The 14,462-nt window shown below is 68.0% G+C and carries 17 protein-coding genes and 1 tRNA gene; 13 read left to right on the top strand and 5 right to left on the bottom strand.

The window, feature by feature from the left end:
• From FHD67_RS13905 to FHD67_RS13935, 7 genes are all read left to right on the top strand, one after another.
• Complete coding sequence (locus tag FHD67_RS13905; RefSeq protein ID WP_127898580.1) at positions 1-813, top strand: glutamate racemase; 813 nt, start codon at positions 1-3, stop codon at positions 811-813.
• Between the two features lie 18 nt (positions 814-831).
• A complete protein-coding gene (ccmE, locus tag FHD67_RS13910) occupies positions 832-1,281 on the top strand; it encodes a cytochrome c maturation protein CcmE (RefSeq protein WP_045999619.1) in 450 nt (149 codons plus the stop codon).
• A gap of 96 nt (positions 1,282-1,377) precedes the next feature.
• Positions 1,378-1,989 (top strand): holin-associated N-acetylmuramidase, encoded by a 612-nt coding sequence (locus FHD67_RS13915; RefSeq protein WP_139599040.1) that lies wholly within the window; start codon positions 1,378-1,380, stop codon positions 1,987-1,989.
• Entirely contained in the window at positions 1,980-2,507 is a 528-nt protein-coding gene (locus FHD67_RS13920) for a holin family protein (RefSeq protein WP_045999129.1), read from the top strand. Before FHD67_RS13915 ends, FHD67_RS13920 begins: the two co-directional genes overlap by 10 nt.
• 102 nt (positions 2,508-2,609) lie before the next feature.
• Positions 2,610-4,574, top strand: coding sequence for a heme lyase CcmF/NrfE family subunit (locus FHD67_RS13925; RefSeq protein ID WP_045999130.1), 1,965 nt, complete (start codon positions 2,610-2,612; stop codon positions 4,572-4,574).
• A complete protein-coding gene (locus FHD67_RS13930) occupies positions 4,571-5,029 on the top strand; it encodes a cytochrome c-type biogenesis protein (protein WP_045999131.1) in 459 nt (152 codons plus the stop codon). Before FHD67_RS13925 ends, FHD67_RS13930 begins: the two co-directional genes overlap by 4 nt.
• 62 nt (positions 5,030-5,091) lie before the next feature.
• Positions 5,092-5,862: an enoyl-CoA hydratase-related protein gene (locus tag FHD67_RS13935; RefSeq protein ID WP_139599041.1), complete on the top strand. Its 771-nt coding sequence runs from the start codon at positions 5,092-5,094 to the stop codon at positions 5,860-5,862.
• Here FHD67_RS13935 and FHD67_RS13940 read toward each other — a convergent pair.
• The 3 genes from FHD67_RS13940 to FHD67_RS13950 form a co-directional block, all read right to left on the bottom strand.
• Entirely contained in the window at positions 5,859-6,530 is a 672-nt protein-coding gene (locus FHD67_RS13940; protein WP_139599042.1) for an NUDIX hydrolase, read from the bottom strand. The genes FHD67_RS13935 and FHD67_RS13940 overlap by 4 nt on opposite strands.
• Positions 6,527-6,925 (bottom strand): DUF983 domain-containing protein, encoded by a 399-nt coding sequence (locus tag FHD67_RS13945; protein WP_045984140.1) that lies wholly within the window; start codon positions 6,923-6,925, stop codon positions 6,527-6,529. The genes FHD67_RS13940 and FHD67_RS13945 overlap by 4 nt, the downstream gene beginning before the upstream one ends.
• A 63-nt stretch (positions 6,926-6,988) precedes the next feature.
• The gene (locus tag FHD67_RS13950; RefSeq protein ID WP_139599043.1) at positions 6,989-8,374 is read right to left on the bottom strand and encodes a diguanylate cyclase; all 1,386 of its coding nucleotides are present in this window, start codon (positions 8,372-8,374) and stop codon (positions 6,989-6,991) included.
• 105 nt (positions 8,375-8,479) lie between these two features.
• Here FHD67_RS13950 and FHD67_RS13955 point away from each other — a divergent pair, with 105 nt between their 5' ends.
• The 6 genes from FHD67_RS13955 to FHD67_RS13980 all read left to right on the top strand — a co-directional run bounded on the left by FHD67_RS13955 (position 8,480) and on the right by FHD67_RS13980 (position 13,569).
• Positions 8,480-8,770: a DUF3572 family protein gene (locus FHD67_RS13955; protein ID WP_045999135.1), complete on the top strand. Its 291-nt coding sequence runs from the start codon at positions 8,480-8,482 to the stop codon at positions 8,768-8,770.
• 70 nt (positions 8,771-8,840) lie between these two features.
• Positions 8,841-9,410: a hypothetical protein gene (locus FHD67_RS13960; RefSeq protein WP_052715087.1), complete on the top strand. Its 570-nt coding sequence runs from the start codon at positions 8,841-8,843 to the stop codon at positions 9,408-9,410.
• Positions 9,407-10,393 carry a GGDEF domain-containing protein gene (locus FHD67_RS13965; protein WP_139086263.1) on the top strand — a complete coding sequence of 329 codons (987 nt, stop codon included), beginning with the start codon at positions 9,407-9,409 and terminating at the stop codon, positions 10,391-10,393. The genes FHD67_RS13960 and FHD67_RS13965 overlap by 4 nt, the downstream gene beginning before the upstream one ends.
• Before the next feature lie 276 nt (positions 10,394-10,669).
• Positions 10,670-11,467 (top strand): Crp/Fnr family transcriptional regulator, encoded by a 798-nt coding sequence (locus FHD67_RS13970; RefSeq protein WP_139599044.1) that lies wholly within the window; start codon positions 10,670-10,672, stop codon positions 11,465-11,467.
• Between the two features lie 83 nt (positions 11,468-11,550).
• Positions 11,551-12,831, top strand: a complete 1,281-nt coding sequence (locus tag FHD67_RS13975) for a hypothetical protein (RefSeq protein ID WP_139599045.1) — start codon at positions 11,551-11,553, stop codon at positions 12,829-12,831.
• 3 nt (positions 12,832-12,834) lie between these two features.
• Complete coding sequence (locus tag FHD67_RS13980) at positions 12,835-13,569, top strand: COG3904 family protein (protein WP_139599046.1); 735 nt, start codon at positions 12,835-12,837, stop codon at positions 13,567-13,569.
• Positions 13,570-13,584: 15 nt separating this feature from the next.
• Here the strand turns inward: FHD67_RS13980 and FHD67_RS13985 are convergent.
• Both FHD67_RS13985 and FHD67_RS13990 read right to left on the bottom strand, forming a co-directional pair.
• Positions 13,585-13,669, bottom strand: a tRNA-Leu gene (locus FHD67_RS13985).
• A 47-nt stretch (positions 13,670-13,716) separates the two neighbouring features.
• Positions 13,717-14,462, bottom strand: a 746-nt coding sequence (locus FHD67_RS13990) for an NAD(P)H-hydrate dehydratase (protein ID WP_139599047.1), incomplete at its 5' end; no start/stop codon positions are given.

Genomic DNA, 14,462 nt, shown 5'->3' on the forward strand with positions numbered 1-14,462 from the left:
ATGGCGATTGGGGTGTTCGATTCGGGTCTGGGCGGGCTGACGGTCCATCAGGCCATTGCCGCGCGCCTGCCCGACCTGCCGCTGGTCTATCTGGGCGACAACGCCCATGCGCCCTATGGGGTTCGCACCGCCGACGACATCTTCGATCTGACCTGCAAGGGCGTCGAGCGCCTGTGGGACGAGGGCTGCGATCTGGTGATCCTGGCCTGCAACACCGCCAGTGCCGCGGCGCTGAAGCGGATGCAGGAAACCTGGCTGCCGGCGGACAAGCGCGTCCTGGGCGTGTTCGTCCCCATGATCGAGGCGCTGACCGAACGGGCCTGGGGCGACAATTCGCCGCCGCGTCGCGTGGCCGTCAACAACGTCGCGCTGTTTGCCACGCCCGCGACCGTCGCCAGCCGCGCGTTCCAGCGCGAGCTGGCGTTCCGCGCGGTGGGCGTCGATGTCGAGGCCCAGCCCTGCGCCGGCGTGGTCGACGCGATCGAGATGGGCGACGAGCAGCTGGCAGAGGCCCTGGTCACCAGCCATGTCGAGGCGCTGAAGCGCCGTATGCCGTACCCCGAGGCCGCGGTCCTTGGCTGCACCCATTACCCGCTGATGCAGGACGCGTTTCAGCGCGCCCTGGGGCCGCAGGTCAAGGTCTTCAGCCAGGCGGGGCTGGTCGCCGAAAGCTTGGCCGACTATCTGACGCGCAGGCCCGAATTCGTCGGGTCGGGCACGACGTCGATGTATCTGACCACCGGCGATCCGGTGCGGGTGGGCGGCAAGGCCACGCAGTTCCTGCGCCGCGCCATCAGCTTTGATCCCGCCTGAGGAGGACCCATGGCCGGCATGAAATCCCTGAAGAAGCAGCGCCGCGTCCAGGTTCTGGCGGCGGCAAGCCTGGCCTTGGTCGTGGCGGTGGGGCTGATCGGATACGGCTTCAGCGACGGAATCAACCTCTATCGCTCTCCCAGCCAGGTGGCCGAGACGGCGCCCGAGCCCGACGAGTTCTTTCAGCTGGGCGGGCTGGTTAAGGACGGATCCATCGTCAATGGCACCGGCATGGCGTTCGATTTCGTGATCACCGACGGCGCGGTCGAGATCCCGGTGACCTATGTCGGCAACGACCCCCGCCCGGACCTGTTCAGCGAAGGGCAGGGCACCATCGCCAAGGGTCACTATCGCGACGGCCGATTCGAGGCTCGCGACCTGCTGGCCAAGCATGACGAGACCTATATGCCCCGCGAAGTGGTGGATACGCTGAAGGCGACCGGCGTCTATCAGGAACCCGGCACCTGAGGCAACGCGCGCAGGGTTAACGACAGGTTAACCGCATCGCCCCAGCATCCCCCGGTGCGGCCCCGATCCGGGGCGCGCGTCAGACATGGGGGTGTCATGCCAAGCGTCGAACAGATTGCCCGTCAGATCGTGGCCCGCGAAGGCGGGTACGTGAACGACCCCGACGATCCGGGCGGGGCCACCAACTTTGGCGTCACCATCGGCACGATGCAGGCCCTGGGGATGGACCTGAACCGCGATGGCCGCATCGACGCCGCCGATGTGCGCGCCCTGACGCGGGCGCAGGCCGAACAGATTTTCGTCGAGCATTATTTTCGCAAGCCGCGCCTGGCCGAACTGCCCGAACCGCTGCAGGCCAGCGTCTTTGACATGTATGTCAATGCGGGCGGGAACGCGGTCAAGATACTGCAGCGCCTGGTCAGCCGAATGGGCTTTCGCACCGCCGATGACGGGGTCGTTGGGCCGATGACCATCGCGGCCGTGGCCGACGCGGCCGAGGCCGCGCCGGATCATCTGGTCGACGCCTATGGGATCGCGCGGCGCAACTATTACTATGCGCTGGCCGATCAGCGCCCGGCCAGCCGCAAGTACGCGCGCAGCAAAGCGGGCGGCAAGGGCGGCTGGATCACCCGCGCCGAGGAGTTCATGGCCCCCCGCTATCGCCTCAGCGAGGCTGAGCACCGCCAGAGGACATCCGCATGGGCCTGATCGACCGCTTCATCGGGATCGCCCCGACCGTCACCGCCCTGGGCAGCGCCGCGACCGGCATGGCCGAGGTCTTTACCCAGAACGCCACCCGCCGGATGGAACTGGACGAGGAGGCCTATGCCCGTGCCATCGCCCAGCACGGCCAGGAATTCGCGGTGCCGCGGCAGGGCTGGTTCGACGGGTTCGTGAACGGACTGAACCGCCTGCCGCGCCCGCTGCTGGCTTTGGGGACGATGGCGCTGTTCATCTATGCGATGGTCGAGCCGATCGGATTCGGCATCCGCATGGAGGGGCTGCAGCGCGTTCCCGAACCCCTGTGGTGGCTGCTGGGCGCCATCGTGGGGTTCTATTTCGGCGCGCGCGAGGCGCATCATTTCCGCCACCGTGTCTGGCCCGCCCCCGTGACCGAGGAGACGACCATCGTCCCCGGCACCGTCGCAACGCCAGTCGCCATTCCCGCGGACGATTTTGCCGACAATGCGGCCCTGCGCGACTGGCTGGCGACCCTGCGCGAATAGGCCGCAAGGCCCGCACGCAAAACTGAGCGACCGGGACCAAGGGGGGGCTTTTCCCCCCTTGGCCGCATCCCTATGCTGTCGGGCAACAAAGGATGCCCGCAGATGATCGCTGAACTTGGCCATTTCGCCCTGATCCTGGCCTTCATGGTCGCGATCTATCAGATGACCGTGCCGATGATCGGCGCCGCAAAGGGATGGCACGGCTGGATGGACAGCGCCCGGCCGGCGGCCATGGCCCAGTTGCTGCTGATGGTCATCAGCTTCGGCGCGCTGACGATCGCCTTCGTCACGTCCGACTTCTCGGTCCTGCTGGTCTACGAGAACTCGCACACGCTCAAGCCGATGCTCTACAAGATCAGCGGTGTCTGGGGCAACCACGAGGGCTCGATGCTGCTGTGGGTGCTGATCCTGGCGCTGTTCGGCGCGGCGGCGGCACTGTTCGGGGGCAACCTGCCGCCCAGCCTGCGGGCACGGGTGCTGGGGGTCCAGGCATCGGTCAGCGTGGCGTTCTATGCATTCATCATCTTCACGTCGAACCCGTTCTGGCGCATGGGCAATCCGCCTTTCGACGGGCGCGACCTGAACCCGCTGCTGCAGGACCCAGGTTTGGCCTTTCACCCGCCGTTCCTGTATCTGGGCTATGTCGGCCTTTCGATGGCCTTCAGCTTTGCCGTCGCCGCCCTGATAGAGGGTCGCGTGGACGCGGCCTGGGCGCGTTGGGTCCGTCCCTGGACCCTGGCGGCCTGGGTGTTCCTGACCATCGGCATCGCGCTTGGCTCCTGGTGGGCCTATTACGAGCTGGGCTGGGGCGGCTTCTGGTTCTGGGATCCGGTCGAGAACGCCAGCTTCATGCCGTGGCTGTTGGCCGCCGCGCTGCTGCATTCCGCCATCGTCGTCGAAAAGCGCGAGGCGTTGAAAAGCTGGACGATCCTTCTGGCGATCATGGCGTTCGGTTTCTCGCTGATCGGCACGTTCATCGTCCGATCGGGGGTCATCACCTCTGTCCACAGCTTCGCCAACGACCCGGAACGGGGGGTGTTCATCCTGGCGATCCTTGCGGTGTTCATCGGCGGCGCCCTGACGCTGTTCGCGGCCCGCGCGTCCGAGATGACCGCCAAGGGTGTCTTCGCCCCCCTGTCGCGCGAGGGCGCGTTGGTGCTGAACAACGTGCTGTTGGCCGTGTCGGCCTTTGTCGTGTTCATCGGCACGATCTGGCCGCTGGTGGCCGAGATGGTCTGGGGGCGGGTGCTTTCCGTGGGCCCGCCCTTCTTCAACCAGGCCTTCACGCCGTTCATGATCGTGCTGGCGATCGCCCTGCCCATCGGGTCGCTGATGCCGTGGAAACGTGCGACGCTGGCCCGCAGCCTGCGCCCGCTGCGCGGGCCGCTGATCCTGTCGGCAGCGATCATGATGCTGGTCTTTGCAGTGTCGACCGGACATTCGGCGCTGGCCGTGATCGGAGCGGGGCTGGGATCTTGGCTGATCTTCGGCGCGCTGGCCGATCTGTGGCTGCGGACCGGCAGTTCCGGCGCGTCGCGCCTGTTGCGCCTGCCGCGTGCCGATTGGGGCAAGGCGGTCGCGCATTCCGGGCTGGGCGTCACCTTCGTGGCCGTGTCCCTGATCCAGGCCTGGCAGGTCGAGGATGTGCGCGTGGCGCAGATCGACCAGCCCTTTGCTGTCGGCAGCTATGACCTGGTCCTGCGCGACGTGCGCCGGGCGGACGGACCCAACTATCTGGCCCAGAAAGCGGTGATCGAGGCCAGCCGCGACGGCAGCCCGGTCGCGACCCTCTCTCCGGAAAAGCGCGTCTATCCCGTCCAGGGGATGCCCACGACCGAGGCCGCGATCGATTACGGCTTCTGGCGCGATCTGTACGTCGTTCTGGGTGACGAACAGCCCGGCGGCGGATGGGCGGTGCGGACCTATATCAAGCCCTTTGCCAACTGGATCTGGGCGGGCTGTCTGATGATGGCCATCGGCGGGCTGATCAGCCTGACCGACCGGCGCTATCGCGTGGCGGCGGGTGCGGCCCGGCAGGCGCGCCCCGGCGCGGTCCCCGCGGAATGAGGGTCCGGGCCGCCGTGCTGGCGCTGATCCTGACCGCCTGTCCGGTCCTGGCCGTCCAGCCCGACGAGGTCCTGCCCGACGCCGCGATGGAGGCACGCGCCCGCGAGATTTCGCAACAGCTGCGTTGCCCCGTCTGCCAGGGAGAGAACATCGACGAGTCCAACGCGCCGATCAGCCGCGACCTGCGCCTCTACGTGCGCGAGCGTTTGCTGGAGGGCGACAGCAACGACCAGGTGATCGACGCGGTCGCCGACCGCTTTGGCGAATTCGTGCTGTTCAATCCGCGGCCCGATGGGGCGAACATGATCCTGTGGCTGGCCGCGCCCCTGATGGCCCTGGTCGCATTGCTGACCGCGGCCGGCTTCCTGCGCGCCCGCAACCGCCCGACGCCCGAGGTCGAGGCCCTGGACCCCGACGAACGTCGGCGCCTGGCCGAGATCATGCGCGATCCCTGACGCCGGGTCGCGCTTTCACCGCCCGCGAATTTCGGCATGATCCCCGGAAACGGGAGGATGACATGAGCTTCGAGACCATTCAGTTCGCGGCAGCCGACGGCGTCGCCACGCTGACGCTGAACCGCCCCGCGGTGATGAATGCGCTGAACACCCGCATGCGGGCCGAGATCACGCAGGTGCTGACGACGCTGGCGCCCGATGTGCGTGCCGTGGTGATGACCGGGGCAGGCCGGGGGTTCTGTTCCGGGCAGGACCTGACCGATGCGGGTGCCGCCGCCGATCTGGAGCGCACCCTGCGCGAGGAATACGAGCCGATGCTGGCTGCGGTCACCACCTGTCCCGTGCCGGTCATCGCCGCGGTGAACGGCGTGGCGGCCGGGGCCGGGGCGAACCTGGCGCTGGCCGCCGACGTGGTGATCGCCGCGGACAGCGCCAGCTTCATCCAGGCCTTCACCCGGATCGGGCTGATCCCGGATGCGGGCGGGACCTGGATCATCCCGCGGGCGGTCGGCATGGCGCGCGCGATGGGAATGATGCTGTTCGCCGAACCCGTGTCCGCGCGGCAGGCGGCAGATTGGGGGATGATCTGGCAGGCGCTGCCCGATGCCGATTTCGCCGCAGGGGTCACGGCCCGGGCGCAGGCGCTGGCCAAGGGGCCGACTAGTGCGTTTCTGGCCATCAGGCAGGCGCTGACGGCCTCGTTCGGGAACGACATGCAGGCGCAACTGGCGCTGGAGGCACGTCTGCAGGGGCAGGCCGGACGCAGTGCCGATTTCGCGGAAGGGGTGACGGCGTTCCTGGAAAAGCGGCCGGCGGTCTTTACCGGCCGCTAGGCGATCTGGCGAAAGACTGGCGCGGGCCCGCGATTATCAAAGAAGGGCACCGTGTCCGGCGCGGCCAGCGGCTGGTCATGCGGCAGGTCGCGGATCAGCGCCGTCAGTTCGGCCAGCACGACTTCGGTGATGAAGGGCAGGTCCAACGCGCCTGCCTGATCCAGCGGCACCCAGTGCAGATGGGATAGCTCGTCGCAGGCGGCGCCGAAATCATCGGGGTCGCCGACGATGTCGGCCGCATCCGCGACGAAGAAATGCGCATCGAACCGGCGGGGTCGCCCCGGTGGCGTGATCGCCCGGAACAGATAGATCAGCGGACCCGCATCGGGGGTTAGACCTGCCTTGGCATGACCGGGCCAGCCGCAGGGTGCGCCCCCCGGACGGCCGATCAGCAGGCCGGTTTCTTCGGCCAGTTCGCGCAAGGCCGCGGCAGCGATGGCGTCGGGGGACAGGCCATCCTCCTGCAGCAGGCGCGCGCGGCAGGTCGGGCCAAGGGGACGGGCCAAGGCAACCTGTGCGTCCTCGGGGTCGACGGCCCCGCCGGGAAAGACGAATTTCGACGGCATGAAGGCCGCGCCGGCGCCGCGCATGCCCATCAGGACCGACGCGCCGCCCACGTCGCGGCGCACGACCAGGACCGTTGCAGCATCGCGGATGGCGACGGTCATGCCCGGCCGAACCCGTGCATGCGTCGTGCCCACTGCAACCCGACCATGGCGCCCTTGATCACCGGCAGCATCGCCAGCGACAGCACGATCGCCCCAAGGCCAAAGGACAGGATCATCGTCATGGCACTGGGGCGCCACGCGATGAAGGACGCCAGCAGCAATGGCGCACCCAGATGCGACACGATCAGGATGGTCAGGTAGGCCGGGCCGTCGTCGGCCCGCTGGTGGTGCAGATCCTCGTGGCAATGGGGACAGGCATCCGCCACCTTGAGGTAGCTGGAGAACATCCGACCCTCTCCGCAGGCCGGGCAGCGGCCCCGCGCGCCACGCAGCATGGCCTGGCCCGTCGGGCGTTCGGGGGTCAGCGATGGGGTGATCTTGGCAGCATCTGTCATGACGGGGTCCTCTGCGGGCTTGGACCAAATCTAGGTGGCGGGGTGGCACATTGAAAGTCCCTCCTATGCCGCACGTTCCGCGCGCGAACAGACGACCTGGTTGCGCCCCGCAGCCTTGGCGGCCAGCAGCGCCCGGTCCGCGCGCTCAAGCGCCACGCGCGCCAGCTGATCCGGCCAGATGTCGTCCGCGGGCGCGACCATGGCCACCCCGACCGACGCCGTCACCCGGATCGCGCCGCCGCCGGACAGGCCCGGCAGGCGTACGGGCCGCGCCTGTACGGCCAGCCGTAGCGCCTCGGCAATGCGGACCGCGCGTACCGGGGGGCAGTTGCCCTGCACAGCCAGGAACTCCTCTCCGCCCATGCGGGCCGTCATGCCGTCCACGCCAATGGTATCGCGCAGGCGCTGCGCGACCTCGGCCAGGACGGCATCGCCTGCGGTGTGACCATGGCAGTCATTCACAGCCTTGAAATGGTCCAGGTCGATGGCAAAGACCGCAAATCCCTGATGCGCCAGCATCGCGTCGCGCGCGATGTCGGCAAGCTTTGGCAGGGCATAGCGGCGGTTGTACAGCCCGGTCAGCGGATCGGTCATCGCCCACAGCATGTGACGCTGAACCTCGGCCCGACGCTGGTCGCTCTTGGATTTGCGCGACAGCAGCATCTGCAGCGACACCGCCGCGGCCTCGGCCGTCGCAGCGGTGCACAGCGCGTCCGGCATCACGTCACCCGCCCCGAGATCCAGGGCGATGGCCGACAGCTCGGCCCGGTCAGGCCCGATGGCGATGACGAAGCCCGCATCCCGCGACCCTTGGCGCGACCGCAGTTCGGACAGCAGGCGCAGCCCGTCGCCACGCTCGCGGATATCTGCCGAGATCAGGTACAGGTCCGCCGTCCGCCCTGCGGATGCGGCGCCCAGCGCTTCGTCAGGATCGCGGATCTCGAACCGGCAGGGCATACGTTCGGACAGCATCTGCCGCCAGCGCCGCGCACGGGTCTGGCTGTCCGCGATGAGCACGATCAGCGGACGATCGGCATGGACAAAACCGGCCGGTGCCTCGGCCATGCCCATCCGGCTGGCCTGCGGGGCATCCGACTGGCGCAGAATGTTGCGGATCCGCGCCATCAGCATCTGGTCGTCGACGTCGGGTTCAAGCGTCGCGGTTGCCCCCGCCTGCAGCGCGGCCAGCCGCTGTTCGGGCCGGACCAGCATCAGCACCGGGATATCCGCCAGCCGCGGATCGCGCGACAGCCGCCCGCAGATGTCGATGGCCGATCCGTCGGGGAAATTTCCCAGGATGATCAGGTCGGGCAGGGCCGCGTCCAGTTCCTGCATCAGCTGCGCGGCCGAGGCGACCGCGGCCACGTCATAGCGCACGGCGGACAGCCGGACCTTCAACGTGATCCGCGCCGTCGCTATGCCATCTGCAACCATGATACGTGCCGTCATCGATCTATCCAGAAATCCGACATCTTCATTTCAATTTCACCTAAAATGCTTAACAAAGAGTTTCTGGTGCAGGCCAGCTCACGAAATTGCGATACGGATGGAAAAATGGCGTATTCGGCCCAGCAGGCCGCCGATCTGGCGACGCAGACGCTGATCCTGTTGGCCGATCGGCCGCAGGATCTGGCGCAGTTCATGGAGGCCGCCGGCCTGCAGCCCGCCGATATCCGCAATTTCGCCAGCCGTCCTGACATCGCCCTGTTCCTGCTTGATTTTCTGGTCGAGGACGATGACCGCCTGTGCAGCTTTGCCGACAGCCTTGGCGTGCGTCCAGGCGACATCATGACGGCCCGCACGGCCCTGTCGGGACCGGGCAGCTATGGCTGGGAGGCCGACTAGACCTTTTTCCATCGGCGCTTTCCGATTTGTTTACGCCCTGCCGCTAGTTTCGGTTCGAATCGAGGTGGGCATGAAAAGTCTGATCAATCGCGCGATCGAAGAATTCCTCCGCGCCACGTATGGTGAAGACCTGGTCCAGTCCGTCGCCGACGAGGAGGCCGTGGCCGTCGGTCGACTGGCGCCGCTTGGCGCCGGGTTCGGGACGGGTGCACTGGAACGCGCCGCGTTCCGGCTGTCGAAACCGCTGCCCGAGATGTTCGAGGATCTGGGCGGATGGATGACGCGCATCGAGCCTGTGCGGCGCCTGCTGCGGTTTTCGGGCCGCGACTTCAAGGATTTCCTGCTGCGTCTTGAGGAGCTGCCCGGTCGCGCGCATCTGGTCCTGCCCGACTTGGAGGTTCCGCGCCTGCAGGTCGAGGCGGAGGATCAGTCCGTCTGGCTGGTCATGCTGGAACCCGACCCGGTGTGGCAGCATCTTCTGGTCGGGCTGATCCGCGGCATGGCTGACGATTACGGCGCGCTGTGCCTCATCTCGGTCGAGGGGCTGTCGATCCGCATCGACATCTGGGACGAACAGTTCTTCGAGGGTCGCATCTTCAGCCTGCAGGGGGCGCAGCTGAGCGGCGCGGTGTCGTCGTGACCGGCCCGACCATGTCCGCGCAGGCGCTTGGGCAGCTGCTGCCCATGCACTTGTGGCTGTCGGCCTGCGGCAAGGTCCTGTCCGTCGGGCCGACGCTGTCCAAGCTGATCCCGGACCTGGCAGACGGGCTGGCGGATCGGTTAGTCAGCGGGCGCGCGGGGCAGGGGCCCTGTCCGCTGCAGGCGATCCGCACCGCAGTCGAACACCGCCGCCGCCTGTTCCTGCGCGTGGTCCAGTCGCGCGACCTGGTGTTGCGCGGCCATGGCGTGCAGGTCGATGATGGGACGCTGCTGGTCAATCTGGGTTTCGGGATCGGCCTTCATCGTGCGATTCGTGCTGCGGGGCTGACGGATGACGACTTTGCGCCCTCGGAACTGGCGATGGAACTGCTGTTTCTGCACGAAGCCAACCGTGGCGTCCTGACCGAACTGTCGCGCTTTAACACCCAGTTGGCGCAATCGCGCGAACTGGCCCTGCTGCAGGCGCAGACCGATCCGCTGACCGGCCTGCAGAATCGCCGCGGGCTGGAGATCGCGCTGTCCCTGTCGCTGCGCACGGCCGATTTCGCGGACGAGGTCGCGCATCCCTTTGCCATCGCGCATCTGGACCTGGACCATTTCAAGCAGGTCAACGACCAGCTGGGGCACCAGGCGGGGGACGACCTTCTGCGGTCGGTCGGTGCGGTCCTGCGCAGCCATATCCGCAAGGCAGACACGGCGGCGCGGATCGGGGGTGACGAATTCGTCCTGATCCTACGGGGCATGACATCGCGGGCCGCCCTGCAGCAGCTTGCCGACCGGATCATCGTGGCGATCCGGGCGCTGTCGCCGCCGGAACTGACCGATCTGCAGGTTTCGGCCAGCCTGGGCATCCTGGTCTGGCATCCCGGCGGGCCGGACCAGCCGGAGCAGGTCCTGGCGATGGCGGACAAGGCCCTCTACCTGTCCAAGGGGGCGGGTCGCGGGCGGGCGACGATCATCTAGGGTCAACCGGCATCCCGTCGCCTGTTTCATGTGCATTCCCGAATTTTTTCGTGCGCTAACATGACTTGTGTCGCCCTGCCGACAGTTTCGGAATGAACTGTCCAATAGACCGGTGATGCGGGTCGAGAGTGTGGTACCTCGTGGACTGTAACCAGTGATAGCACACTTGATCCGCCACCGCCGTGTGCGGGGACCTTGGTTGACCATACGAAAACCTCTGTTCCTGTGCGGTCATGTCGATATACTTGGTCCTGCATCGATCATCGGGCAGGGGACATGCAGGCAGTTACCCCACGGACGACTTCGGCGAAGGGCAGGGCACCTGTCCAGATCCCCGACCTGCTGTCGATCCTGACGCGCCTGAAGCCCGCGCTGATCGCCGATCTGGACAAGCCGCAGCTGGCGGCCCTGGTGGCGGAGGCTGCCCTCGTTCATATCCGTCGCCCCAGGGACATCCTGCGCCAAGGCGAGCCTGCCGACTGGATCTATCTGATCATCAAGGGACGGATCGAGGTCAACTATCTGGACATCAACGGAAATCGCGTGATGGCCCATCTTGCCGTTCCCGGCGAGGTGCTGGGAGAGGTCGAGCAGTTTTCCGGCCGGACCTGCGCGGCAAGCTGCACCACGCTGCCGGACACGACGGTGATGCTGCTGGATGCGGCAATGATCCTGCGGCACGTTCCGGCCGACCTGCTGATGCGCAACTTTGCCAAGATCTTTCACGATCGCCTGACGCGGGACAACCGCCAGCACTCGGTCGCGATGTTCTATGCCGCCGAAGATCGCATCCGGATCAACCTGTTGACCATGACCAGCGCCGAATCTCCGCAGATCCAGCTGAGCCAGACCGATCTGGCGGCGATCGCCGGATGCTCGCGCCAGACGGTCAACAAGACGCTGTCGCAACTGCGCGCCGAAGGCATCGTCGAGATGGGGCGCGGAGAGATCCGGGTCCTGGACCGCGCCCGGCTGAAGTCCGCACGCCCCGGCTGCGACCAGGTCCTGCCCGACGAGGGGTTCGCCCGCATCCCCGATGCCGCCATGCCCATCGTGGTCATGCCGAAAGCGTGACCGGCAATCGGCCGCAAGGGGCTGAGAATGCGGGCAATCTGCGGTTATCTGGGGCCAGTCCCTCAGCGCCACCCGGAGACCGCATGGCCCACGACCCCAACGCCGCCCCCGTCCCAGACCGCAGCCATGACCGCGTCGGAGACCGCTATGCCCGAGAGCTTGAGCGGCATCTGGACTGGCTGGACAGTTTCACCTCGACCGCGCTTGGGGTGCTGTCGGCCGCATCGGGCATCTATACCTATCTTGGGGTGCGGACGCTGCTGGACGATCCGGGCTTGTGGACGACTTTTGCGGCGCTGGCCTATTCCATCGCGGTGTCGGTGGGCATCTTCGTCTTCTGGTCCTACATGCTGCGGCTGTTGCCGGCGGTCCGCTCGGCCGCATCGCGGGTCGGCCTGCTGCTGACGATGGCGCTTGGATCGGTGGCGATCGTCGCGATGTCGTCCTGGCTGAACGCCGCCGCGCTGGCAGGGACGGCCGCGGTCGAGACGCACATGGCGGCCACTGTGCAGACCTATCAGACCTCGCTGGAACGCGCGCATGCGAACGCCGTGGCGGGGCAGGCACTGTCGCGCGACGTGGCCCGGGTGCGGCAAAGCTTTGCGGACCTGTCCGAGCAGGAGGCGGGCGGCACCCTGTCCGGCTTTTCCGGTCGCGGCGCGGTCTTTCGGGTGCTGACCCAGAAGGGCGCCGAACTGCAGGCGCTGGAGGACCAGCTGCTGGCTGCCGAAGCCCCCATCGAGGAGACCTTCGCGCAGGGGAACACCATCCTGTCCCGGATGCGCGGCACCTCGGTCGAGCCGGGACCGCTGGAGGATCGCACGGTCCGCTTTTCCGAAGACGCCGTCCAGCTGGCCGGTCTGATCACGCAGCTGCGCCAGTTGAACCCGGCGCCGCTGGTCGGACGCGCCGCGCAGGACCTGGCCGATGCGGTCGTGCTGCCCGAATTGGACGGCAGCACCGAGGCCACGCGCGCGGGCCAGTCCAGCACCATCACCTCTGTCCTGTCGCTGGTCGAACAGCGCGCCACCACCCTGGCGCAGGCCGCGACCGAGGTGATGTCCCTGCCGCAGGTGGACGAGGCCCTCTATACGCCCATGTCGGCCGCGGACGCGGTCATCGCCTATGCCGGCAACTTCGTTCCCGCATGGGCAGGCGCCATCGCCATCGACCTGCTGCCCGCGGTGCTGGTCTTCATCATCATGGTCGTGCAGGCCGCGATCCGATCCGGCCGCGGAGAGGGGCACAGCGACGAACGCATGACAGTCGGAGAGCTGCGTGCGGCGCTTGCGGCCTCTGACCTGCTGCGTCAGATCGATGCCGCACCGCCGGCCGCCGCCGACACTTCGCGGCGCGAGGGCTAGCCGATGGGGCTGTTCTCCTCCCCGCACAAGGTGGTGCGGGCCGTGTTGGTGTCGCAGGTGCTGCTGGCGGGCGCCATCGTCGGCCTGGACCTGATGCGCGCACCGGGATCGGCCGCGCCGGGGTTGTACGCCCCGCCCGCGCAGGGGCCAAGCGTGCGCCCCTATCGCCCCGACCTGCGGCCGTCGGACCCGTCGCAGCCGGGCGGCCCCGCCATGCGCGCCATGCCCGAGGCGCTGGAATTCGATCAGGCCGATGACGCGATCACCATCGCGGGCCAGATCGCGCCGGGCGATGCGGACCGCTTTGCCGCCTGGCTGGACCGGACACGCCCGACGGCGACGCAGGTGACGCTGGACAGTTCGGGCGGATCGGTGTCCGACGCGCTGGCCATCGGGCGCACGATCCGCGCGGCGGGCTATGCGACCCGCGTGGGCGACGGGGCGGTCTGCCTGTCGGCCTGCCCCTATATCCTGGCGGGCGGCGCCACGCGGCAGGTGGCTGCGGGCGGCGTGGTGGGGGTCCACCAGCATTATTTCGGCCAGAACACGATCCTGCCCGCCTTCATGGCGGTCAGCGACCTGCAGCGCGCGCAGGCGGGGGTGATGGATTACCTGGTGCAGATGGGGGTCGATCTGCGGCTGATGACCTATGCCCTGCGCACCCCGCCGGCCGAGATCAACGTGCTGGAGCCGGAGCTGATGGCGGAACTGGGCCTGACCACGCCGGCCGAAGGCTGAACGATCGATCGGTGGTGGTGCGGGTAGAGGGACTTGAACCCCCACGCCTTGCGGCGCCAGAACCTAAATCTGGTGCGTCTGCCAATTTCGCCATACCCGCGCTGTCCGCGATCTAGCAAATGGCTGCGGGCAGTGCGAGGGGAAAAATCACCCGTCCCATTCGGCGATGACGGGGGCCAGCCCGTCGATCAGATCGTCCGCGATCAGCCCCGGCCCATGCCGGCGTGCGACCGCCCCGTGCAGGCGTACCCCAAGGCAGGCCGCGTCGAATGCCGGCAGGCCGCGCGCCAGCAGGCCGGTGATGATCCCCGCCAGAACATCCCCCGATCCGGCGGTGGCAAGCCAGGGAATTTGCGGGTCCGAATGGATCGCGACCTGTCCTTGCGGGTCGGCGATGACCGTGTCCGGCCCCTTCAACACGATCACCGCGCCGATGCGCCGCGCCGCCTCAAGCAGGATCGTGGGTTTGGGGCGGGAGGGTGTGTCGGTGGACAGCTGGTCGGCAAGATCGGGGAACAGCCGGGCGAATTCGCCGCCATGCGGGGTCAGCACGCAATCCGGTGGCAGGGCGCCGGGTGCCTTGGCCAACGCGGTCAGCGCATCGGCGTCCAGGACCGTCGGCCGCGCCGCAGCCCGCACGGCGTCCAGCAGCGCCGCTGCCCGCGTGACGCCGCAGCCCGGCCCGATGCACAGCGCCATCCCGCGGCGGTCGGACGACAGCTGTGCCAGGGCATCCGCATCGTCAACCGCGCGCCGCATCAACGCGTCGGGGGGAAGGGCGTGTTCGGCCATCGCCGCTGCAGGGGGCGCCAGCGTCACCAGTCCCGCGCCGACGCGCAGCGCGGCGCGTGCCGCCAGCCGCGCCGCGCCGCCCGACCCCGCGCCCCCCGCCA

Origin of the sequence: Paracoccus haeundaensis, from assembly GCF_006239215.1 — a bacterium.
GTDB lineage: Bacteria > Pseudomonadota > Alphaproteobacteria > Rhodobacterales > Rhodobacteraceae > Paracoccus > Paracoccus marcusii.